This window comes from Streptomyces sp. ATCC 21386 (assembly GCF_018728545.1).
GTDB lineage: Bacteria > Actinomycetota > Actinomycetes > Streptomycetales > Streptomycetaceae > Streptomyces.
Window position 1 is genome coordinate 3,697,375 of sequence record NZ_JAAVVL010000001.1, and the last position, 21,335, is coordinate 3,718,709.

20 protein-coding genes and 1 pseudogene are annotated in these 21,335 nt (G+C 70.8%); 13 read left to right on the forward strand and 8 right to left on the reverse strand.

Features of this window, described 5'->3' with window-relative positions; all coding sequences use genetic code 11:
* Positions 1-3: 3 nt before the first annotated feature.
* Positions 4-546 (forward strand): arginine repressor, encoded by a 543-nt coding sequence (locus GWK25_RS16140; protein WP_184896243.1) that lies wholly within the window; start codon positions 4-6, stop codon positions 544-546.
* Positions 547-704: 158 nt separating this feature from the next.
* On the opposite strand, the gene GWK25_RS16145 is transcribed toward GWK25_RS16140, so the two are convergent.
* From GWK25_RS16145 to GWK25_RS16165, 5 genes and pseudogenes are all read right to left on the reverse strand, one after another.
* The gene (locus tag GWK25_RS16145; protein ID WP_215450911.1) at positions 705-1,499 is read right to left on the reverse strand and encodes an FAD:protein FMN transferase; all 795 of its coding nucleotides are present in this window, start codon (positions 1,497-1,499) and stop codon (positions 705-707) included.
* A 4-nt stretch (positions 1,500-1,503) separates the two neighbouring features.
* Positions 1,504-2,592 (reverse strand): FMN-binding protein, encoded by a 1,089-nt coding sequence (locus GWK25_RS16150; protein WP_215450912.1) that lies wholly within the window; start codon positions 2,590-2,592, stop codon positions 1,504-1,506.
* Between the two features lie 153 nt (positions 2,593-2,745).
* Complete coding sequence (locus GWK25_RS16155; protein WP_215457396.1) at positions 2,746-4,083, reverse strand: ferric reductase-like transmembrane domain-containing protein; 1,338 nt, start codon at positions 4,081-4,083, stop codon at positions 2,746-2,748.
* Between the two features lie 167 nt (positions 4,084-4,250).
* On the reverse strand, positions 4,251-4,838 hold the full coding sequence (locus GWK25_RS16160) for a pyridoxamine 5'-phosphate oxidase family protein (RefSeq protein WP_215450913.1): 588 nt from the start codon (positions 4,836-4,838) through the stop codon (positions 4,251-4,253).
* Between the two features lie 786 nt (positions 4,839-5,624).
* Positions 5,625-6,452 (reverse strand): annotated as a pseudogene (locus GWK25_RS16165) (hypothetical protein); the annotation flags it as partial.
* Between the two features lie 219 nt (positions 6,453-6,671).
* Between GWK25_RS16165 and argH the strand changes: the two are divergent.
* The 4 genes from argH (at position 6,672) to GWK25_RS16185 (ending at position 11,558) form a co-directional block, all read left to right on the forward strand.
* The gene (gene argH, locus GWK25_RS16170) at positions 6,672-8,105 is read left to right on the forward strand and encodes an argininosuccinate lyase (protein ID WP_215450915.1); all 1,434 of its coding nucleotides are present in this window, start codon (positions 6,672-6,674) and stop codon (positions 8,103-8,105) included.
* 267 nt (positions 8,106-8,372) lie between these two features.
* A complete protein-coding gene (locus tag GWK25_RS16175; RefSeq protein WP_215450916.1) occupies positions 8,373-9,344 on the forward strand; it encodes an aldo/keto reductase in 972 nt (323 codons plus the stop codon).
* Positions 9,345-9,453: 109 nt separating this feature from the next.
* A complete protein-coding gene (locus GWK25_RS16180; protein WP_215450917.1) occupies positions 9,454-10,038 on the forward strand; it encodes a TetR/AcrR family transcriptional regulator in 585 nt (194 codons plus the stop codon).
* Positions 10,035-11,558: an MFS transporter gene (locus GWK25_RS16185; RefSeq protein WP_215450918.1), complete on the forward strand. Its 1,524-nt coding sequence runs from the start codon at positions 10,035-10,037 to the stop codon at positions 11,556-11,558. The genes GWK25_RS16180 and GWK25_RS16185 overlap by 4 nt, the downstream gene beginning before the upstream one ends.
* Before the next feature lie 105 nt (positions 11,559-11,663).
* On the opposite strand, the gene GWK25_RS16190 is transcribed toward GWK25_RS16185, so the two are convergent.
* Positions 11,664-12,338 carry a 1-acyl-sn-glycerol-3-phosphate acyltransferase gene (locus tag GWK25_RS16190; protein WP_184896260.1) on the reverse strand — a complete coding sequence of 225 codons (675 nt, stop codon included), beginning with the start codon at positions 12,336-12,338 and terminating at the stop codon, positions 11,664-11,666.
* Positions 12,339-12,669: 331 nt separating this feature from the next.
* Here GWK25_RS16190 and GWK25_RS16195 point away from each other — a divergent pair, with 331 nt between their 5' ends.
* The 3 genes from GWK25_RS16195 (at position 12,670) to GWK25_RS16205 (ending at position 15,073) form a co-directional block, all read left to right on the forward strand.
* Positions 12,670-13,881 carry a glycerophosphodiester phosphodiesterase gene (locus tag GWK25_RS16195; protein ID WP_215450919.1) on the forward strand — a complete coding sequence of 404 codons (1,212 nt, stop codon included), beginning with the start codon at positions 12,670-12,672 and terminating at the stop codon, positions 13,879-13,881.
* A gap of 142 nt (positions 13,882-14,023) precedes the next feature.
* Positions 14,024-14,530 (forward strand): RNA polymerase sigma factor, encoded by a 507-nt coding sequence (locus GWK25_RS16200; RefSeq protein ID WP_215450920.1) that lies wholly within the window; start codon positions 14,024-14,026, stop codon positions 14,528-14,530.
* A gap of 45 nt (positions 14,531-14,575) precedes the next feature.
* A complete protein-coding gene (locus GWK25_RS16205) occupies positions 14,576-15,073 on the forward strand; it encodes a GNAT family N-acetyltransferase (protein ID WP_215450921.1) in 498 nt (165 codons plus the stop codon).
* 84 nt (positions 15,074-15,157) lie between these two features.
* Here the strand turns inward: GWK25_RS16205 and GWK25_RS16210 are convergent, their stop codons facing one another.
* Together GWK25_RS16210 and GWK25_RS16215 are read right to left on the reverse strand one after the other, a co-directional pair.
* Positions 15,158-15,610: a hypothetical protein gene (locus GWK25_RS16210; protein ID WP_215450922.1), complete on the reverse strand. Its 453-nt coding sequence runs from the start codon at positions 15,608-15,610 to the stop codon at positions 15,158-15,160.
* Positions 15,591-15,950: a hypothetical protein gene (locus GWK25_RS16215; protein WP_215450923.1), complete on the reverse strand. Its 360-nt coding sequence runs from the start codon at positions 15,948-15,950 to the stop codon at positions 15,591-15,593. The genes GWK25_RS16210 and GWK25_RS16215 overlap by 20 nt, the downstream gene beginning before the upstream one ends.
* 454 nt (positions 15,951-16,404) lie before the next feature.
* Between GWK25_RS16215 and GWK25_RS16220 the strand changes: the two genes are divergently transcribed.
* The 5 genes from GWK25_RS16220 to cbiE all read left to right on the forward strand — a co-directional run bounded on the left by GWK25_RS16220 (position 16,405) and on the right by cbiE (position 21,292).
* Positions 16,405-17,490, forward strand: coding sequence for a methionine ABC transporter ATP-binding protein (locus GWK25_RS16220; RefSeq protein ID WP_215450924.1), 1,086 nt, complete (start codon positions 16,405-16,407; stop codon positions 17,488-17,490).
* A complete protein-coding gene (locus GWK25_RS16225; protein ID WP_215450925.1) occupies positions 17,487-18,224 on the forward strand; it encodes a methionine ABC transporter permease in 738 nt (245 codons plus the stop codon). The genes GWK25_RS16220 and GWK25_RS16225 overlap by 4 nt, the downstream gene beginning before the upstream one ends.
* Before the next feature lie 78 nt (positions 18,225-18,302).
* On the forward strand, positions 18,303-19,136 hold the full coding sequence (locus tag GWK25_RS16230; RefSeq protein ID WP_215450926.1) for a MetQ/NlpA family ABC transporter substrate-binding protein: 834 nt from the start codon (positions 18,303-18,305) through the stop codon (positions 19,134-19,136).
* A 180-nt stretch (positions 19,137-19,316) separates the two neighbouring features.
* The gene (locus tag GWK25_RS16235; RefSeq protein WP_215450927.1) at positions 19,317-19,955 is read left to right on the forward strand and encodes a GNAT family N-acetyltransferase; all 639 of its coding nucleotides are present in this window, start codon (positions 19,317-19,319) and stop codon (positions 19,953-19,955) included.
* Positions 19,956-20,080: 125 nt separating this feature from the next.
* Entirely contained in the window at positions 20,081-21,292 is a 1,212-nt protein-coding gene (cbiE, locus tag GWK25_RS16240) for a precorrin-6y C5,15-methyltransferase (decarboxylating) subunit CbiE (protein WP_215450928.1), read from the forward strand.
* The last annotated feature ends 43 nt before the right edge of the window (positions 21,293-21,335 follow it).

The window sequence follows — 21,335 nt, forward strand, 5'->3', positions numbered from 1 at the left end:
ACGATGAGCCAGGCGCAGGAGCACGACCAGGCGGGGCCCGCGGTGCCGCAGACCCGTACCGCACGCCACCGGCGGATCGTGGACATCCTCAACCGGCAACCCGTGCGGTCGCAGAGCCAGTTGGCGAAGCTGCTGTCCGACGACGGGCTGAGCGTCACGCAGGCGACGCTCAGCCGGGATCTGGACGAGCTGAACGCGGTGAAGATCCGCAACACCGACGGCGACCTCATCTACGCGGTGCCGAGCGAGGGGGGCTTCCGTACGCCTCGGGCTCCGCTGGGGGAGTCGGCGAAGGAGGAGCGGATGCGGCGCCTGTCGGCGGAGCTGCTGATCTCCGCCGAGGCCTCCGCGAACCTGGTCGTGCTCCGCACGCCGCCGGGTGCGGCCCAGTTCCTCGCCTCGGCCATCGACCAGGCCGAACTGCACGACATCCTGGGCACGATCGCGGGCGACGACACGTTGCTGCTGATCAGCCGGGATCCGGTGGGGGGCCAGGCGTTGGCGGACCATTTGCTGCGGTTGGCCCAGAACGGGAACGGCCACTGACGGGGTGGGTTTCGCGGGGACGCCGACCGCGGGTCCGTCGTGGCCGGTCGCGCAGTTCCCCGCGCCCCTGAAAGACGGGTTGCGCCCGCTTTCCCTCAACGCTGGGCTGCGCCCGCTGCCCGAACTGCTGTCATAGCTGAGGGCAGTCGTGCCGCCGCTCAGCCCAGTCGCGACGCCAACCCTCTGGTGCAGCGGACCTCGTCCCCCGCCGTGATCAGCAGCGCTTCCGCGTCGTCGAGGGACTCCAACCACGCGAGGCCCGCCCGCGAGCCCATCGCGAACGCCGCCGTGGCCCAGCAGTCCGCCCAGGTGAGGCTGGGGGCCACGACCGTCACCGAGACCAGGTCGGTCACGGCGGACTTGCCCGTGCGGGGGTCGACGATGTGCGCGCCCCGCTCCGCCGTACCGGACGTGGCGACGGCCAGGCGATCCGCACCGGCGGCCGTGACGACCGCGGCCAGCCCTCCGGGCCGGAGAGGATCGGCGACGCCCACGCGCCACGGCCGGTCCGGTCCGGGGACGCCGCACAGCTGCACGTCGCCGCCCCCGTTCACGCTCACCCCGACCGCCCCGGCCTCGACCAGCCGCAGCGCGGCCCGCTCGGTGGCCCACCCCTTCACGAGGCCGGTCGGATCGAAGCGGCCCTCGTACGACGCGCTGAACCAGCCGTCGCTCACCCGCTCGGCCTCGGCGCACAGTTGGAGCACCTCGGCGACCTCGGCGTCGCACTCCTCGATCGTCACCTCGCCCCGGTCGAGCCGGGAGATCTGGCTGTGCTCGCGGTAGGTGCTGAACACCTCGTCCACGGCATGGAGTCCGGCCACCGCCTCCGCGAGCGCGGCGCGGACCGCTGTGGGCTCGCCTCCCCGGATGTCGAAGGAGAAGACGGTGCCCATCACCTCCTCGGCGTGCCGCAGCGGGGAGGGCGCGGCGGCTCCGGCGGGTTCGGCCATCGGATCAGCCGGCCTGGTCCAGTGCGGACTGGAGGGACTGCTTGTAGCCACCGCTGGTGTACGTGGCACCTGAGACAGCATCGATGTCAGCGCTCCCTGCCGAGACGGCGTTCTGGTTGAGCTCGGGGATGGCCGTGCTGCTGATCTGGGTCGAACGGCCGCCGCTGGGCTGCTGCAGCGCCTCGGCGTTCGTGATCTTGCCGTCGGTGACCGTGACACGGACCTGGACCGGGCCGTAGTCCGTCTGGATCGTGGAACCGGTGAGCACCTGGGTGCCCGTCGCCTGCCCCGCCTCGGAGCCCTCGCCGTCCTCGGCGCCGCCGCCCGCGTCCTGCGAGCCGCCCGCCTCGACCTCGGACCCGGAGCCCTGCGCGTTGCCGGCCTGGTCCAGTGCGGACTGGAGGGATTCCTTGTAGCCGGCGCTGGTGTAGGTCGCGCCGGAGACCGCGTCGATCTCGGCGCTGCCGGCCGCCACGGCCGCCTGGTTGAGCTTGGGCACCGAGTCGCCGGTGATCTGGGTGGAGCGGCCGCCGCTCGGCGCCTGGATCGCCTCCGCGTTGGTGATCTTCCCGCCGCTGACCGTGATCCGGACCTGCACCGGGCCGTAGTCGGTCTGCACGGTGGTCCCCGTGAGCACCTGGGCGCCCGAGTCCTGAGCGTTGCCGGCCTGGTCCAGTGCGGACTGGAGGGATTCCTTGTAGCCGGCGCTGGTGTAGGTCGCGCCGGAGACCGCGTCGATCTCGGCGCTGCCGGCCGCCACGGCCGCCTGGTTGAGCTTCGGGATCGCGTCGGCGCTGATCTGGGTGGAGCGGCCACCGCTGGGCTGCTGCACGGCCTCCGCGCCCGTGATCTTGCCGCCGTTGACGGAGATCCGGACCTGCACCGGCCCGTAGTCGGTCTGGACGGCGGTGCCCGTGAGGGTCTGCGCGCCGGCCGCCACCCCGCCCTGTGCCGAAGGAGCGCCCCCTGCCGCTCCCGCCTGTACCGAACCGGCCGGGTCGGAGGCCGGCTTCAGCGACAGCAGCAGCACGATGCCGGACACGGTGGCGGCGGTGGCGAGCAGGGTCCGCCGGATGGGGTGGCTCTTCTTCATCGCTCCTTCAACTCCTGAAGTGTGAAGTCTCGCGGGGCAGACCCGTCGGACGAACCCGCGGGAAAGCCTGAGAAGTCGGGGTGGGGCAGGTGGTGGCGACCGGCGGCTGGAACGGTCGGTCGGATGGGGATACGCGGCGGGCGGCCCCGCCGCTCACATCTCGAACGATTCGTGGTGGATACGCCGGGTCGGGACACCCGCGCCGCGCAGGGCCTCGTACACGCCCTGGGCGAAACCGGGCGGCCCGCACAGGAACACGTCGTGGCTCTCGATGTCCGGGATCTTGCGGCGCAGCGAGTCCGGGGAGATGTCCGGGCGCTCGCCCTCGGGGCTGTTCACCGCGTACATCAGCCGGGCTCCGCGCTCCTCGGCGATCAGCGCCAGCTCGTCCCACAGGGCCAGGTCCTGGGTGGTGTTGGCCCGGTAGAGCAGGGTCAGGTCGCCGGCCGCGCCGGGCAGCGTCTCGAACAGGGCCCGCATCGGCGTGATGCCCACACCGCCGGCCACCAGCAGCACCTTGCCCCGGCTGCGCTTGCCGGCCGTCAGCGCCCCGTACGGGCCCTCGGCCCACACCCGGGTGCCGGGCTCCAGGTCGCGCAGGGCCGAGCTGTGGTCGCCGATCGCCTTGACCGTGATCCGCAGCATGTTGGGACGGGGTGCCGCCGACAGCGAGTACGGGTGGGAGCTGAACCGCATGCCGGGGGCGAGGAACCGCCAGCGGAAGAACTGCCCGGCTTCCGCGCCCATCCGGTGCAGCTTGCGCCCGCTCATCAGCACGGAGACGATCCCGGGCGACTCCTCGATGACCGCCTCGACCCGCAGCCGGTGCCGCATGTTGAGCCGGATCGGTGTGATGATCCGGTACCACAGCACCAGCGCGGTCACCGATCCGTACAGCGCGTACCAGCCGGTCTTCGCCGCGGGCGTGACGGCGAACTCGTTGCCTGTGGAGATCTGGTGCCAGAACGTCAGGAACGTGGCCGCGTAGGTCAGCAGGTGCGTGTGGTACCAGAAGTCGTACGGGATCCGCTTGCGCACCGGGCCGATCGACATCAGCCCGATGAGCACCAGCAGACCGGTGCCGATGGCGGCCTTGCCCATGTCGGGCAGCTGGTTGATGGAGTCGATGGTCTGCTGCAGGATCGCGGTGTGGGTGAGACCGGCCTGCAGCGCGTACCCGTACATCGTCAGGACGACGTGCGCGACGACCAGGCAGAGCGTGTAGCGGCCGGTCATCGCGTGCCAGCGGGCGACCCGGTCGGAGCCCACGCGGCGTTCGAGCGCGGGCACCCGGGCCATCTGGAGCACGACCAGGGCCATCATGTAGCCGCCGAGCAGACCGGTGATCCGCCCGGCGTTGACCATCTTGCTGCCCTGGTCCGCGATGGAGGGCGTGTTGTCCCACCACAGCCACACCACCGCGGCCACGCCCGCATAGAAAACGATCAGCAGCGGGACGGCGGGGGAGCGGCGAGGTCGGATGCGGCGCATCGTCTGGCGGCGCGCGGCGCGACCTCCGGCGATCGTGGACACGGTTCCTCCGTGGTGGGCTGGACCCTTGGCCCACACGTACGTGCAGCGAGTGCCGTGTGTTCAACCGTGTGAACAACTGCCTTGCGGAACGATCCCTACCGGTGGGCGCGCCATGCCCCCTGCCGTCAGGCGACGGACGGCGGCAGCGGCAGGGGCAGTCCCGGCAGGCCGTCCATGCTGGTCGCGATGTGTTCCTTGGAGCCGAAGTAGGCGCTGAGCGACTCGTCGTCCTCACGGGCGAAACGCCGCCCGTGCAGGTCGCGTTCGTCCTCGTACGTCATGAACGGCACGGCGTAGCCGCAGCTGTCGCGTATGTGCTCGGCGCGGACCACGATGATCGCGCGCAGGCCGTGCGGCGTGGGGTCGATGTCGGGGAAGCGGGCGCGGAGCCCGGCGAAGCGCGGGTCGTCGCGGAAGACGGCCTCGCCCGTGCCGTGCACGCGCACGATGCTGGGCGGGCCCTGGAAGGCGCACCACATCAACGTGATCCGGCCGTTCTCGCGCAGGTGCGCGATCGTCTCCGCGTGGGAGCCGGCGAAGTCCAGGTAGGCGACGGTCCGTTCGTCGAGGATGACGAACGAGCCCTTCAGCCCCTTGGGGGAGAGATTGATCGTGCCGTCGGCGGACAGGGGCGCCGTGGCGGTGAAGAACAGCGGCTGTGCCTCGATGAACGTCCGCAGGCGGCCGTCGATGCGCTCATAAGTCTTTCCCATGTCTAACGATTATCGACGGAAAGCTTTGCCTGTCTAACGAATTGGGGCCGGGAACACGGATTCCGGGTGGACCCCCAAGGAGATCCACCCGGAATCAGGTCTTCCGTGTCCGCCCCGGCCGGCGCGCGGGGCGGACACGGCCCCTGTCGCTCCGATGGAGCGCAGGAGGTCACCCGCCGAACGGAGCGACCCGTCGCGGACGATTCATCGCGACGGCCCCTCGCGGACGGCTCATCACCACGGTCCCTCGCGGACGGCTCGTCGTGAACGGACCCTCATGGCGACCGGCCGCTCCATGGCGACCGGTCCCCCTGCGGCCGGCGGACCACCGGACCACCGACGTGGTGGGCCGGCCGTCCGGCCGTACTACTGGTTGAGCTGGCAGGGCGCGAGGGCTTCGAGGCCTTCGGGCTTGGCGGCGGCGCGGCCGATGGCGGTCTCGATGCGGTTCAGCGCGGCGACGCGCTTGTCCTCCAGCGGGCCGAGGATGGCGTTGTTGACGAAGTTCGGGCCGCCCTGGCCGACGGTGTCGATCAGGCGCTGGTTGGCTTCCTGGATCTGGGTGTCGAGGAGGGCGAGGTTGCGGTCGACCTCGGCCTGCGCGGAGGCCGGGATCGCCGGGAGTTCGCCCTCGACCTCGGGGCAGCTGATGGTGCCGGCGGCGCCCGCGTCGCCCGCGTCGGCGCCACCTTCATCGGCGCCCGCGCCCGCCTCGGCGCCCGCACCGGCCTCGGCGTCGGCCTCCTCGTCGGCCCCGGCCTCCTCACCTGCGTCCGCGGCACCGCCCTGGTTGAGCTGGCAGGGCGCGAGTGCTTCGAGGCCTTCGGGCTTGGCGGCGGCGCGGCCGATGGCGGTCTCGATGCGGTTCAGCGTCGCGACGCGCTTGTCCTCCAGCGGGCCGAGGATGGCGTTCTGCACGAAGTTGGCGCCGCCCTGGCCGACGGTGTCGATCAGGCGCTGGTTGGCTTCCTGGATCTGGGTGTCGAGGAGGGCGAGGTTGCGGTCGACCTCGGCCTGCGCGGAGGCCGGGACGGCCGGGAGTTCGCCCTCGACCTCGGGGCAGCTGATGGTGCCCGCGGCACCCGCGGCACCCGCGTCGCCCGCGTCGGCGGCGCCCTCGCCCGCACCGGCACCCGCACCGGCCTGCGCCCCTCCGTCGGCCGCCGCGGCACCGCCCTGGTTGAGCTGGCAGGGTGCGAGTGCTTCGAGGCCTTCGGGCTTGGCGGCGGCGCGGCCGATGGCGGTCTCGATGCGGTTCAGCGCGGCGACGCGCTTGTCCTCCAGCGGGCCGAGGATGGCGTTCTGCACGAAGTTCGGGCCGCCCTGGCCGACGGTGTCGATGAGGCGCTGGTTGGCCTCCTGGATCTGGGTCTGCAGCTGGGCCAGGTTGCGGTCGACCTCGGCCTGCGCGGAGGCCGGGATCGCCGGGAGGCTGCCCTCGACGGCCGGGCAGGCGATGGTGCCGGGCGAGGCGTTCCCCGCGGCGTCCTCGTTGTTGGCACCCTCGCCGGCGAGGGCGGAACCCGCGATGACCGCTCCGGAGAGCACGACCGCGGCGGCGCCGCCGATGATCCCTACGCGACGCTTGTTGTACTTCGGAAGAGCCCTGGACATGCGGATGCCTCACTCGGGTCGGGTGTGGTCGGTGTATACGAACGCGGCGCCTGCGTCCGGTGTGAGTTACGTGAAAGCGGTTTCGTTTGTTCAAAGGTTTCTCGGCGTCTCTTGAACTTCTCTCAGATTGACGATTCATGCAGAGTTCTGCATACTCATGCATGGCAGGGAACGCAGTAAGCAGTGAACGCAGTCAGCGGAGATCTAGGAGCAACGCGAGTGAGCAGCAACAGCGGTGACGTACGGCTCTGGGGCGCCCGTTTCGCCGACGGGCCCGCCGAGGCCCTGGCGAAGCTGTCCGCCTCCGTCCACTTCGACTGGCGGCTGGCCCCGTACGACATCGCGGGCTCCCGCGCCCACGCGCGCGTGCTGCACAAGGCGGGCCTGCTCACCGAGGACGAGCTGTCCCGGATGATCGCGGGCCTGGACCAGCTCGAAGTGGACGTGGCGTCGGGCGAGTTCGTCGGCACGGTCGCCGACGAGGACGTGCACACCGCCCTGGAGCGCGGTCTCCTGGAGCGCCTCGGCCCGGACCTGGGTGGCAAGCTGCGCGCCGGCCGCTCCCGGAACGACCAGGTCGCGACCCTCTTCCGGATGTACCTGCGGGACCACGCCCGCACGATCGGCGGACTGATCGCCGACCTCCAGGACGCCCTGATCGGCCTGGTGGAGGCCCACCCGGACGTGGCCATGCCCGGCCGTACCCACCTCCAGCACGCCCAGCCGGTCCTCTTCGCCCACCACGTCCTCGCGCACGTCCAGTCCCTCTCCCGGGACGCCGAGCGGCTGCGGCAGTGGGACGAGCGCACGGCGGTCTCCCCGTACGGCTCGGGCGCCCTCGCGGGCAGCAGCCTCGGCCTGGACCCCGAGGCGGTCGCCAAGGACCTGGGCTTCGAGCACGGCAGCTCCGCGAACTCCATCGACGGCACCGCGTCCCGCGACTTCGTCGCCGAGTTCGCCTTCGTCACCGCGATGATCGGCGTGAACCTCTCCCGGATCGCCGAGGAGGTCATCATCTGGAACACGAAGGAGTTCTCCTTCGTGACCCTCCACGACGCCTTCTCGACGGGCTCGTCGATCATGCCGCAGAAGAAGAACCCGGACATCGCGGAGCTGGCCCGGGGCAAGTCCGGCCGCCTGATCGGCAACCTGACGGGCCTGATGGCCACGCTCAAGGCGCTGCCCCTGGCCTACAACCGCGACCTCCAGGAGGACAAGGAGCCGGTCTTCGACTCGATCGACCAGCTGGAGGTCCTGCTTCCCGCGTTCACCGGCATGATGGCCACCCTCACCGTCCACCGTGAGCGCATGGAGGAGCTGGCCCCGGCCGGCTTCTCCCTCGCCACCGACGTCGCCGAGTGGCTCGTCAAGCAGGGAGTCCCCTTCCGGGTCGCCCACGAGGTCGCCGGTGAGTGCGTCAAGGCCGCCGAGGCCGAGAACAAGGAACTGAACGACCTGACGGACGGCCAGTTCGCCAAGATCTCCGCCCACCTCACCCCCGAGGTCCGCAGCGTCCTGAACGTCCCGGGCGCCCTCGCCTCCCGCAACGGCCGCGGAGGCACGGCCCCCAGCGCGGTGGCGATCCAACTGGCGGACATCAAAAGGGACGTGACGGCCCAACACACCTGGGCCACAGCCAAGACCGCCAAGTAACCAAGGCCCCCGCGCCCTGCATCGTCAGGGGCGCGGGGAACTGCGCGAAACCCCCCACCGGACCCGCACCCTCCCTCCCCCTCCCCCTCCCCCTCCTCGGCGCGGAGCGCGAGGGGGGGCGAAGGGGCGCAGCCCCTGGAGGATGGGGCGGGTAAGGGCGGCGGGGGAAAACTCCCGGAACCCGGAACCCCCGCACCGCACCACGAAGGTCATCACGGGTTACGTTGGCTCAGGAACCGCAAGGAGCCGACCCGAACGGAGCCCGCGATGCCCTTCGCCCGACTGGCCACAGCCACCACCCCCACCTGCCACATCGGTTTCGGCCTCGCCGCAGTCGCCCGCCCCGGCTACATCAACCTCGGCCGCGACGCCGACCTCGGAGAGACCCGCACCGTAGAGGCCCTCCGCACCCGCACCCACGAACTCCTCGACGCCGCCTACGCCCAGGGCGTCCGTTACTTCGACGCCGCCCGCTCCTACGGCCTCTCCGAGGAGTTCCTCGCCGACTGGCTCCGCACCCGCCCCGGCCTCGACGACGTGGTCATCGGCAGCAAGTGGGGCTACACCTACACCGCCGACTGGACCACCGACGCCGAGCGGCACGAGGTCAAGGACCACAGCCTCCCGACGTACGAGCGCCAGCGCGCAGAGACCGCCGAACTGCTCGGTGACCGGCTCGACCTCTACCAGATCCACTCGGTGACCCCGGACAGCCCGGCCCTCACCGACAAGGAACTCCACGTCAAACTGGCGGAGGCGGCGGCCCAGGGCGTCACCGTCGGGTTCTCCACCAGCGGTCCGGCCCAGGCGGACGCCATCCGCACCGCCCTCACCGTGACCGTCGACGGCGAACCCCTCTTCCGTACCGTCCAGTCGACGTACAACGCGCTGGAGACCTCCGCAGCCCCCGCCCTCGCCGAGGCGCACGATGCCGGTCTGACCGTGATCGTCAAGGAGGGCATGGCCAACGGCCGCCTGGCAGGTCCGCAAGCACCGGACGCCCTCAAGGCCGTCGCCGAGCGGACCGGCCTCGGCTGTGACGCGGTCGCCCTGGCGGTGGTCCTGCGGCAGCCGTGGGCCGGAGTCGTTCTCTCCGGTGCCGCCACCATCAACCAGCTCGCCTCCAACCTGCACGCGGCGGTCGTCGACCTAGATGACGACCAGCTGACCCGCCTCGCGGCCCTCGCCGAGGACCCGCGGACGTACTGGGAGAAGCGCGCCAGCCTCCCCTGGCACTGACCGCGGCGGCTCCGGCGCGGGGCGAAAGACCTCGGACACCCACCCACGGCCATGAGACGCTCATGCCCACATTGAGACATTGATGTCTCACATGGGTTATGGTTGTCTCATGGCCGTCGATCGTGAACACGTGCTGCGCAGCGCAGCCGCCCTGCTGACCCGCAAGTCCACCGCGACCATGGACGAGGTCGCCAAGGCCGCCGGGATCAGCCGGGCCACGCTGCACCGCCACTTCGCCGGACGCGACGTGCTCGTACGGGCGCTGGAGGCGCTCGGCATCGAGGAGTGCGAGACCGCGCTGGACGCGGCGCGCCTCGACGAGGGCCCGGCGCGCGACGCCGTACGCCGGCTCGTGCGCGAGATCGAACCCGCCGCGGGCCTGCTCGCCTTCCTCTACACCGAGAACCAGCTGTTCGAGGGGGAGGGGCAGCACGAGGGCTGGGCCCGGATCGACGACCGTGTCGCGGCCCTCTTCAAACGCGGCCAGGCGGCCGGCGAGTTCCGCATCGACCTCACACCGGCCTGGCTCACCGAGGCGCTCTACGGCCTGCTGGCCTCCGGCGCCTGGGCGGTCACCGAAGGTCGTGTGGCCGCCAACGACTTCACCTTCATGATCACCGAGCTGTTGCTCGGCGGCGCCCTGCGTCACCCCGAACAACCGGGGCAGCCCGAACAACCGAGAGAGGAATCATGACCAGCACCCTGCGGCCGGCCCGCACCGTCGAGGCGGAGAAGAGGCCGGGCCGCTGGCTCGCGCTCGCCGTGCTGGTGCTCGCCGTGCTGCTGGTGGCCGTCGACGCGACCGTTCTCGGTCTCGCGACCCCCTACATCAGCGAGGACCTGAAGCCCTCGGGCACCCAGCTCCTGTGGATCGGCGACATCTACTCGTTCGTCATCGCGGGCCTGCTCGTCTCGGCGGGCAGCCTCGGCGACCGCATCGGCCGCAAGAAGCTGCTGCTGATCGGCGCCACGGCGTTCGGCGCGATCTCCGTGCTCAACGCCTACGCGACGACGCCCGAGATGATGATCGTCGCGCGGGCGCTGCTCGGAGTCGCGGGCGCGACGCTGATGCCCGCCACCCTCGCCCTGATCCGCAACCTCTTCCATGACCCGCGCGAGCGCAGCCTCGCCATCGGCGTCTGGGGTGCCACGGCCTCCGCCGGCACGGCCGTCGGCCCGGTTGTCGGCGGATTCCTGCTCGAACACTTCTGGTGGGGCTCGGTCTTCCTCATCAACCTGCCCGTGATGGCCGTCCTCGTCCTCGTCGGCATCAAGCTGCTCCCCGAGTCCCGCCACCCGAACCCCGGACCGTGGGACATGCTCAGCGTCGGCCTGTCGCTGGTCGGCATGATCGGTGTCGTGTACGCGGTGAAGGAGGCCGCCACCCACGGCGTCGACGGCATCGCGCTCGCCACCGGCCTCTTCGGTGCCGCCGGGCTGTTCTTCTTCGTGCGCCGTCAGCTCACGCTGCCGCACCCGCTGCTGGACATGCGTCTGTTCCGCAACCGGGGCTTCTCCGGGGCCGTCCTCGCCGACCTGCTGACCATCCTCGGCCTGTCCGGGCTGGTCTTCTTCCTCTCCCAGTTCCTGCAACTGGTCCAGGGCCGGGGCCCGTTGGAGGCGGGGCTCGCCGAGCTTCCGGCGGCGATCGGAGCGGTAGCCGCGGGCCTGGTCGCCGGGGCGGCGGCCCGCCGGTTCTCCGTCCGTTCCGTGGTGGCGGGGGGCCTCGCGGCCATCGGTCTGGCCCTCGCCCTGCTCACCCTGGCCGACACTTCCACCGGCTACCCGCTGATCGGCGTCGCCCTCCTGGTCGTCGGCATCGGAGCCGGCTTCTCCTTCACCGTCACCGCAGACGTCATCCTCTCCAGCGTCCCCAAGGAGCAGGCGGGCTCGGCCTCGGCGGTCTCCGAGACGGCGTACGAGCTGGGCGCGGCCCTCGGCATCGCGGTCCTCGGCTCGATCGTGACAGGCGTCTACCGTGGCTTCCCGGCGCCCGCGGGCACCCCGGAAGGTGCGCACGAGTCATTGGGCGGCGCGGTCGAGGCGGCGGCGGGAATGCCGTCGGACAAGGCCGAGGCCCTGCTGTCCTCCGCGAGGGACTCCTTCGTGGACGGCCTCACGATCGCGTCGGGCGCGGGCGCGGCGGTCCTTTTGACCACAGCGGTGGCGGCATGGTTCATGCTACGCAACCAACACCTGGAGACCCCCGCCTGACACCAGCACCCCCAGGGCCGCGCGGAACGGCACGGCCAGCCCCCACCGCCCCGCACTGAACCAACGACCGCAGTCCCGGCACCCCAGCGGAGCGGCGCCGCGGAGCTACGCCGCTTCCTTGGCCTTGGACGCGTACATGTCCACATACTCCTGCCCCGACAACCGCATCACCTCGGCCATCACAGAGTCGGTCACCGCCCGCAGCACATACCGGTCCCGATCCATCCCCTCGTACCGAGAGAACTCCATCGCCTCACCGAACCGCACGGTGACCCGCCCCGGCCGGGGCAATCCCGCCCCGCCCGGCTGCAGCTTGTCCGTCCCGATCATCGCGAAGGGAACGACCGGCGCCCCGGTCATCAGCGTCAGCCGGGCGATCCCGGTCCGCCCCCGGTACAGCCGGCCGTCGGGCGACCGCGTCCCCTCGGGGTAGATGCCGAACACCTTGCCCTCGTCCAGGATCCGCCGCCCGGTCATCAGGGCGGCGACACCGCCCCGGCCGCCGTCGCGGTCGACGGGGATCATGCCGACCCCGGTGAAGAACCAGGCCATCAGACGGCCCTTGATCCCCTTGCCGGTGACGTACTCGTCCTTGCCGATGAAGAACACCTGCCGGTCGCAGACCAGCGGCAGGACCATCGAGTCGATGAAGGTCAGGTGGTTGCCGGCGAGGATCACCGGACCGTCGCCCGGAATGTGCTCCGCGCCTTCCACCCGGGGGCGGAACATCAGGCGCATGATCGGTCCGAGCACTGCCTTGATGAGCACGAAGCGGGACAACGGGCCCTCCCATGTCAAGCGTTCCGGTACAAGTCTGTGCAGGTGAGGACGATACTCCCGGCCCATGGGGCGGCGCACGTCGGGTTCACCGAGTGGATACCAACTGTTGACGCTGTTTTACCTGCGGTGACGCTGTGGTGGCGGGATGTCACCCGGGCGCGCCGTGTGACGGACATCGCGTCACCGAACCGACACACCGTCAAATTCCGCCACCCGCATGACACAAGGCGTCTTCCGCGTGTTCGGTCCCAGGTCTCCCGACAGTCACCTCATGACACCTACGATCGTCCCGCTTTGACAGGTGCAGGGCATCACGGTGGAGGAGCCGGTCATGGGGACGCAGGAGTCGCGGCAGTCGCAGGACGCGAAGGGCGCGAACGAACAGGGCCGCGGAACGGGCCGACGGGCGCTGCTCGGTGCCGCGGTGCTCGGCGCGGGCGGAGCGGTCCTCGGACTGCCGGCCGAGGCGAGAGCCGACGAGGCGGCGCCGCAGGCCAAGGCGGCCGGCCACTCGGGCGGCGGCTACCGGAGCCTGCCGGTGCCGACGATCATCGCCCACCGCGGAGCCAGCGGCTACCGCCCTGAGCACACGCTCGGCTCGTACCAGCTCGCCCTCGACATGGGCGCGCACGTCATCGAGCAGGACCTCGTGCCCACCAAGGACGGCCATCTCGTATGCCGTCACGAGAACGACATCACCGGGACGACCGATGTCGCCGCGCACCCCGAGTTCGCGGGCCGCAGGACCACCAAGGTCGTCGACGGCGTCACCTACACCGGCTGGTTCACCGAGGACTTCACCCTCGCCGAGCTGAAGACGCTGCGCGCCAAGGAGCGCATCCCGGGCAACCGCCAGGAGAACACCCTCTACGACGGCCGCTGGGAGATCCCCTCCTTCGAGGAGGTGCTGCGCTGGGCCGAGAAGGAGGGCAGGAAGCGCGGCAGGCGCGTCTGGCTGCACGTCGAGACCAAGCACCCCACCTACTTCCGCAAGCTCGGTCTCGGTCTGGAGGAGCCGCTGGCCAAGCTGCTGCGCAAGTACGACCGGCACCGGAAGAACTCGCCCGTCTTCCTGCAGTCCTTCGAGCCGAGCAGCATCCAGCGGCTGAACCGGCTGGTCGACAGCCCGCTCGTCGTCCTGCTCTCCGGCGCCGCCACCCGCCCCTGGGACTTCGTCGAGGCCGGCGACCCGCGCACCGTCGCCGACCTGGTCAAGCCGGCCGGCCTCGCCTGGATCGCCTCGTACGCCAACGGCATCGGCCCCACCCTGGACCTGATCATCCCGCGCGACTCGGGCGGGAACCTGACCACGCCCACCACCCTCGTCGCCGACGCGCACGCCGAGGGCCTGATCCTGCACCCCTACACGCTGCGCAACGAGAACACTTTCCTGCCCGCCGACTTCCGCAAGGGCACGGACCCCAACGCCTACGGCGACTCCTTCGGCGCGCTCAAGGTGTACTTCGACACCGGTATCGACGGCATCTTCACCGACAACCCGGACACCGGGCTGCTGGCCCACGCGGACTTCGTCGGCGACTGAACGAACGGCACATGGGTTCGAACGTCAACGGCCGAACATGGCAGGTGAGTTCGAACGTCAACGGTTGAGCCCCTGACCCCCGATTGGGGTGACTCCCGTCCGCCCCGGCAACCCCTGCCGGGGCGGCGGCGTCCCGGGGCATATGACACACGACATGCTCGCCGGCCTCCGCCCGCTGCTGGTCGCGGAGGTCTCGGCGGAGGCGTACGCGGCCGGGGCCGAGGCGGGGGACCTGGAGCAGGCGGTCTGGCTGCGCCTGCTGGAACGGCTCGACGCCGATGGCCCGCCCGAGGATCCCGAGAGCTGGTTGCGCAGCGCGGTCCGCTTCGAGGCCCGGCTCAGCCGCCGCACGGCCCGGCTCGAACGGTCCTACGTCGCCGAGCCCTCCGACGAACACGTGCCGGGCCCCGAGCAGCAGGCGCTGACGGCGGCCCGCCGCCGCGCGCTGTACGCGGCCGTGCGCCGCCTCCCCGGCCGCTGCCCCCGGCTGCTCGCCGCCCTGCTGTCGCCGAAGGACCTCACCTACCGTGAGATCGCGGGGGAGTTGGGTATCTCACAGGGCAGCCTCGGCCCGGAACGTTCCCGATGTCTGGGATGTCTTCGGCGATTGCTGACGGCGGAGGTTGCGGCACGCGAACCACGGGGATAGGAGTGAAGGACATCGGGTGAGCAGGTGAGCGGGAGGCGTGCACACATGGGCATGAGCGTGACCATCTCGGTGGCGACCGAGCAGGACGCCGAGCAGATCTTCAGGCTGCAGTACCTGTGCTTCCAGAGCGAGGCGGCACTGTACGGCAACTACCGCATCGATCCGCTCGTCGAGAGCCTCGACTCCGTCCGTGCGGAGGTCGCCTCGGCCTGTGTCTTCGTGGCCAGGCTCGGGGACGAGGTGATCGGCTCCGTGCGCGGCGCACTCGACGCCGACGGCACCGCCGCGATCGGCAAACTCTGCGTCCACCCGCGCCTCCAGGGTCACGGCATCGGCGCGAGGCTCCTGCGAGCCGCCGAGGCGGCCCTCGCCGAGGAGCGCGGCGCGACCAGGTTCCGTCTCAGCGCGGGCCACCGCAGCGAGGGCAACCTCCGGTTGTACCGCCGGGTGGGCTACGAGACGGTCGGCACCAGCCAGGGCCAGGACGGCGTACCGATGGTGGTGCTGGAGAAGCCGGCGGAGACGTACGCCACGACGGCGTGAAGGAGCGCCCGGTGGAGGGTGCCGCGTCGGGTCCCTGTGGCGGCACCCGGTCCGTGGCGGCTCGTCGCGCGATTCCCCGCGCCCCTATCGGGGCGCCCGCGCGCCCTTGGTGAGCCAGTACATCGCGGTGATGGGCAGCAGCACGGGAATGAACAGGTACCCCATGCCGAAGTCGGACCACACGGTCGCGTCCGGGAAGGCGGACGGTTCGACCATCGTCCAGGTGCCCACGACCAGTACACCCAGCAGCTCGGCCGCGCAGCACAGCCGCGCGGCCTTCCGGGCGAACTCCCCGCCCCGCACCAGCGAGTACGTGATGAACCCGTACACGACACCGGCGAGCGCGGACAGCGAGTACGCGAGCGGCGCGTGCTCGAACTCCGTCGAGATCTGCACGGCGGACCGCGAGACGGCCCCGACGACCATCACGCCGTACAGCCACACCAGCAGCATCCCCGGCCCGCCGATGAGGCGTGTCGGCCTCTCCCGCTGCGGCACCTCGTCCGTGGCGGTCACGTCAGCCTCCCCAGATGTCATAGAGCCGCACCTGCAGCACGGCGAGCACCACGCCCCCGGCCGCGACGGTCGCACTGCCCCAGCGGGTCCGCTCCGCCAGTGACATGAAGCCGGTCACGGGGACACAGGCGAACGCCCCGAGGAGGTAGGAGACGAAGATCGTGGCCCCCTGCTCCGGCTTCTCCCCGCGCGCCAGCTGCACGATCCCGACGACCAGCTGGACGAGGGCCAGCACCGACACCACGGCCATGCCGATGAAGTGCCAGTCCTTGGTCGGCTGATCGCGATACGCGGCCCAGCCGCACCACGCGGCGAGCAGGAGCGCGGCGACGGCGGTCGTCACCGTCAGGGCAACAAGCATGCCGCGACCCTAGTACGGCACAAAACCCCCGCCGCGCCCGGCCCCGGACCAGGAAGCCCCCGAGGCGCGCACCGTGGCCTTGGCCACAGCGCCGGATGCCCACAGGGTGGACGACACCATCCTGCACCTGCGGAAACGTAACGTACCCCTGTCCGTAATGCGGACAGCCCTCGCTCACCTGCCACATACATCTGCTTTACTGATCTCATGACCACGACGAGCTGCCGCACCCTTGCGACCGAGGCGACGATGACGCCCGGTGCTCGTTGTATGTGTCGAATGTGCGCCTTCTAGAAGGCCCCGCACGCCGCCGCGCGTGACGGAACAGAGCCTCCCCGCGCACCTGTTCTCCTCCGGTTCCCTCGCCACCGCGAGAACCGTGTCGCGTCCCTGACCGCTTGCACCCGTGCCCGGGCACACCCACGCCCGCGCACTCGACAGTGACGGAAATCCAGTGATCACCACATCGGGCCTGACGAAGATCTATCGGGCCGACCGAGGTCGTGGCCGCGAGGTCACCGCCCTCGACGGCGTCGGTCTGCATGTCCGCGAGGGCGAGGTGTACGGCGTCATAGGCCAGTCCGGCGCCGGCAAGTCCTCGCTCATCCGCTGCGTCAACCTCCTCGAACGCCCCACCTCCGGCACCGTGACCGTCGCGGGCCAGGACCTCACCGCCCTGGCCGGCCGCGGCCCCCGCGCCGGGCGGCAGCTCCGGCAGGCGCGCAGCCGGATCGGCATGGTCTTCCAGCACTTCAACCTGCTCTCCTCCCGCACCGTCCAGGAGAACGTCGAGCTGCCGCTCGAGATCCTGGGCAGGTCGGGCCAGGAGCGCTCCCGCAAGGCCCTGGAACTGCTCGACCTCGTGGGCCTCGCCGACAAGGCCAGGGCCTACCCGGCCCACCTCTCCGGCGGCCAGAAACAGCGCGTCGGCATCGCCCGCGCACTGGCCGGGGACCCGAAGGTGCTCCTCTCCGACGAGGCCACCAGCGCCCTCGACCCGGAGACCACGCGCTCGATCCTGACGCTGCTGCGGGACCTGAACCGGCAGCTGGGCCTGACCGTCCTGCTCATCACGCACGAGATGGATGTCGTCAAGAGCATCTGCGACTCCGCCGCCCTCATGGAGAAGGGGCGCATCGTCGAGTCCGGCACGGTCAGCGAACTGCTCGCCACTCCCGGGTCCGAACTGGCCGCCGCGCTCTTCCCGGTCGGCGGCGAGGCCACCGGCGACGACCGCACGGTCCTCGACGTCACCTTCCAGGGCGAGGCCGCGACCCAGCCGGTCGTCTCGCAGCTCTCCCGCACGTACAACATCGACATCTCGATCCTCGGCGCCGCCCTCGACACCGTCGGCGGCCTCCAGATCGGCCGGATGCGCATCGAACTGCCCGGCCGCTACGAGGACAACGTGGTCCCCGTCGGCTTCCTGCGCGAGAAGGGCCTCCAGATCGACGTGGTCGGCCAGGAGACCCGGACTACCGCATCGACGACCGCCCCGACATCCCTGACGTCCACGCCCGCGAAGGAAGGTGCCAAGTGACCTGGTCCGAGATGCGACCCCTGCTGGAGCAGGCGTGTTGGGACACCCTCTACATGGTCGGCTGGTCCACCCTCATCGCGATCGTCGGCGGACTCCCGCTCGGCATCCTGCTGGTCCTCACCGACCGAGGCGGCCTGCTGCGACACGTCCTCGCCAACAAGGTCATCGGGCAGATCGTGAACATCGCCCGCTCGATGCCGTTCATCATCCTGATGGTCGCGCTGATGGGCTTCACCCGCTGGGTCACCGGCTCGACCATCGGCCGCGAGGCCGCCATCGTGCCGCTCGCCATCGGCGCGATCCCGTTCTTCGCGCGCCTCGTCGAGACGTCCGTCCGTGAAGTGGACCACGGGCTCGTCGAGGCCGTGCAGGCCATGGGCGGCAACACCTGGACCGTCGTCCGCAGTGTCCTGGTCCCCGAGTCCCTGCCCTCGCTGATCTCGTCCGCCACCACGACTGTCGTCGCCCTCATCGGCTACTCGGCCATGGCCGGCACCGTCGGCGCGGGCGGCCTCGGCGACATCGCCATCCGCTACGGCTACCAGCGCTTCGAGACCGAACTGATGTGGATCACCGTGGCGGTCCTCGCGGCCGTCATCTCCGCCATCCAGTTCGCGGGCGACCACACCGCCCGCGCCCTGCACCGCCGTGGCGGCCGGTCCGGCCCCGCACCGGCACTCCGGCTGCTGAGGGCCAAGGCCGAGCCCACCGCGCCCGGGGCCACCAAAACCTGAACACGTTCCTCGGCCACTCGAAGTCTTCCCGTCCCACCCAAGACGGGACCGCTCCACCCAAAAGGAAAGGCACTTTTCGTGCGTAACACCGCCAAGCTCACCACCGCCGTGCTCGCCGCCGGAGCCCTCACCCTCGGACTCACCGCCTGCGGCGCGGACAAGACCGACGGCGCGTCCGACACGAGCGGCCCGCTGATCGTCGCCGCCAGCCCCACCCCGCACGCCGAGATCCTGAACTTCGTCAAGGACAACCTGGCGAAGGACGCGGGCCTCGACCTGGAGGTCAAGGAGTTCACCGACTACGTCCTGCCGAACACGGCGACCGAGGACGGCTCCGTGGACGCCAACTATTTCCAGAACCAGCCGTACCTCGACGACTTCAACAAGAAGCAGGGCACCCACATCGTGCCCGTCGTCACCGTGCACCTGGAGCCGCTCGGCCTCTACTCGAACAAGGTCAAGAGCAAGGACGACCTCAAGAGCGGCGCGACCGTCGCCGTCCCGAACGACACGGTCAACGAGGCGCGTGCGCTCAAGCTCCTCGACTCCGCCGGGATCATCACGCTCAAGGACGGCGTGGGCACCGACGCGACCCCCGCCGACATCACCGAGAACCCGAAGAAGCTCGAGTTCAAGGAGCTGGAGGCGGCTCAGACCCCGCGCTCCCTGGACGATGTCGACGCCGCGGTGATCAACGGGAACTACGCCCTGGAGGCCGACCTCTCGCCCGCCGACGACGCCCTCGCCGTCGAGCCGGCCAAGGACAACCCCAACGGCAACTTCCTCGCCGTCAAGGAGGGCAACGAGGACGACCCGCGCGTCGAGAAGCTCGCCGAGCTGCTCACGTCGGACGAGGTCAGGAAGTTCATCGAGGACAAGTGGAGCAACGGCTCCGTCATCCCGTCCTTCTGACCGTCCTGCGATCCGTTCTCCGATCCGTACATATTCCGACCGTACGTATACGGCGTATCGCCACGCATGGGGTCCGCTCCCTCACGGGGAGTGGACCCGTGGGTGCGATTCAGTGCTTTCATGCTGCATGCTGGGCAGTTCAGCAGGCTCTCAAAGTTTTCGAAGGTTACGGAGCGGCGCATGACGAGCACCTTTCCCGACATCTCCATCAGCACGGATCGGTTGGTTCTGCGCCCGTTCGACGAGGACGACATCCAGGCGTTCACCGAGATGATGAACGACGAACAGGTGATGGCCTGGACCGACGTCCCGCAACCCTTCACCGAACGTGAGGCGCGTACCTGGATCACCGAATACGCGCCCACCGAACGCACCTCCGGACGCGGCCTCGACCTCGCGGTCACCGAGTTCCTCACCCAGCGACTGGTCGGCGTCATCCAATTGACCACGACGGACTGGCACGTACGGGCCACGGAGCTTTCGTACGTCGTCGCCCCCTGGGCGCGCGGCGAGGGCTACGCCTCCGAAGCCGCACTCGCCACCGCCCAATGGCTGTTCCGCGAGCAGAAGTTCGAACGCATCGAGCTGCGCACCGCCGCCGACAACACCGCCTCCCAGCAGGTCGCGCAGAAGATCGGCTGTATCAGCGAGGGAGTGCTGCGCAACGCCTGCATAGCGCGGACCCGCACCGCCGAGGACGGCTGGACCGAGATCCGCACGGACTTCATCGTCTGGAGCCTGCTCCCCGAGGACATCGAGGGCGTCAGCGAGGAACTGGCCGACAGCGGTGGTTTCGGCTCCTACTCGGACTGGAACTGAACAACCCACGGGTAAGCGCGAGGCCGCCGCCCGGCCGCCGGGGCCCACCCCGTCACCAGGTACCCTCACGGGACCCCGAGCGGGCAAACCGACGACCTGCGAAGACCCTCTGGAGACTGACGACGATGGCCGACCGGGTCACGGTGATCGGCTGGGACGGCTCCCCCCTGACCGCCGCGGCGCGCTCCGCCCTCGCGGCCGCCACACTGGTGGCCGGCGCGGCCCACCACCTCGCCCTGCCCGAGGTGCCCCCGGCCGCCGAACGCATCCGCCTCGGCAGTGTCGCCCTCGCCGCCCGCCGCATCGCCGGCCACCGCGGCACCGCCGTGGTCCTCGCCGACGGTGACCCGGGCTTCTTCGGCGTCGTCCGCACCCTCAGGGCCCCCGAGTTCGGCCTGGAGGTCGAGGTCGTCCCCGGCGTCTCCTCGGTGGCCGCCGCCTTCGCCCGTGCGGGCATGCCCTGGGACGACGCCCAGGTGGTCGTCGCCCACCGCCGTACGCTGCGCCGCGCGGTCAACGTGTGCCGCGCCCACGCCAAGGTCGCCGTCCTCACCTCGCCCGGCGCCGGACCCGCCGAACTGGGCCTGCTGCTCGAAGGAGTTCACCGCACCTTCGTGGTCTGCGAGGAACTCGGCACGGAACGCGAGCGGGTCACCGTCCTCAGCTCCGACAGGGCCGTCGACCGCACCTGGCGCGATCCCAACCTCGTCATCGCCATCGGCGGCCCCGCCGCCGCGGCCGAGGGCGGCGGCTGGCTGGCGGGCCGCGACCTCGCCACCGGACCGCGCGGCTGGGCGCAGCCGTCCCACGTCTACGGCGCCGCTCCGGGCGAGGGCGAGGCGGAACTGCTGCGCTCCTCCCAACTCGCCCGCCTGGGCCCGCGCGTGGGTGACCTCGTCTGGGACATCGGCTCCGGCAGCGGCGCCTTCGCCACCGAGGCCGCCCGCAGCGGGGCCGCCGTCATCGCCGTCGACCGCGACCCCGAGGCCTGCGGCCGCACGACCCTCGCCGCCCGCCGCTTCGGCGTCCAGCTCCAAGTGGTCCACGGCGCCGCCCCGCACGTCCTGGAGAACCTGCCCGAACCCGATGTCGTCCGCGTCGGCGGCGGGGGAGCGACAGTCGTCTCCGCCGTCGCGGACCGCCGCCCCCAGTGCATCGTCACCCACGCGCTCACCCGCCCCGCCGCCGAACGGATCGGACGCGACCTGGCCGAGCACGGGTACGAGGTCCGCTGCGAGTTCGTCCAGTCCGTCGAACTCGATACAAGGGCCTGGACGGAGAGGGAACGGAGCGTCGCGTTCCTGCTCAGCGCGACTCTGCCCGAACGTTCCCCGTGATCCGGTTGTCGTACCGGCGCGGTAGGCTGGCCGACTGTCGTAC

Excerpts from the sequence above, each read along its gene's own strand:
- GWK25_RS16140 (WP_184896243.1), top strand. The coding sequence starts at position 4 with ATGAGCCAGGCGCAGGAGCACGACCAGGCGGGGCCCGCGGTGCCGCAG.
- GWK25_RS16145 (WP_215450911.1), bottom strand. The coding sequence starts at position 1,499 with ATGGCCGAACCCGCCGGAGCCGCCGCGCCCTCCCCGCTGCGGCACGCC.
- GWK25_RS16150 (WP_215450912.1), bottom strand. The coding sequence starts at position 2,592 with ATGAAGAAGAGCCACCCCATCCGGCGGACCCTGCTCGCCACCGCCGCC.
- GWK25_RS16155 (WP_215457396.1), bottom strand. The coding sequence starts at position 4,083 with ATGCGCCGCATCCGACCTCGCCGCTCCCCCGCCGTCCCGCTGCTGATC.
- GWK25_RS16160 (WP_215450913.1), bottom strand. The coding sequence starts at position 4,838 with ATGGGAAAGACTTATGAGCGCATCGACGGCCGCCTGCGGACGTTCATC.
- GWK25_RS16175 (WP_215450916.1), top strand. The coding sequence starts at position 8,373 with ATGCCCTTCGCCCGACTGGCCACAGCCACCACCCCCACCTGCCACATC.
- GWK25_RS16180 (WP_215450917.1), top strand. The coding sequence starts at position 9,454 with ATGGCCGTCGATCGTGAACACGTGCTGCGCAGCGCAGCCGCCCTGCTG.
- GWK25_RS16185 (WP_215450918.1), top strand. The coding sequence starts at position 10,035 with ATGACCAGCACCCTGCGGCCGGCCCGCACCGTCGAGGCGGAGAAGAGG.
- GWK25_RS16195 (WP_215450919.1), top strand. The coding sequence starts at position 12,670 with ATGGGGACGCAGGAGTCGCGGCAGTCGCAGGACGCGAAGGGCGCGAAC.
- GWK25_RS16200 (WP_215450920.1), top strand. The coding sequence starts at position 14,024 with ATGACACACGACATGCTCGCCGGCCTCCGCCCGCTGCTGGTCGCGGAG.
- GWK25_RS16205 (WP_215450921.1), top strand. The coding sequence starts at position 14,576 with ATGGGCATGAGCGTGACCATCTCGGTGGCGACCGAGCAGGACGCCGAG.
- GWK25_RS16210 (WP_215450922.1), bottom strand. The coding sequence starts at position 15,610 with ATGACATCTGGGGAGGCTGACGTGACCGCCACGGACGAGGTGCCGCAG.
- GWK25_RS16215 (WP_215450923.1), bottom strand. The coding sequence starts at position 15,950 with ATGCTTGTTGCCCTGACGGTGACGACCGCCGTCGCCGCGCTCCTGCTC.
- GWK25_RS16235 (WP_215450927.1), top strand. The coding sequence starts at position 19,317 with ATGACGAGCACCTTTCCCGACATCTCCATCAGCACGGATCGGTTGGTT.
- cbiE (WP_215450928.1), top strand. The coding sequence starts at position 20,081 with ATGGCCGACCGGGTCACGGTGATCGGCTGGGACGGCTCCCCCCTGACC.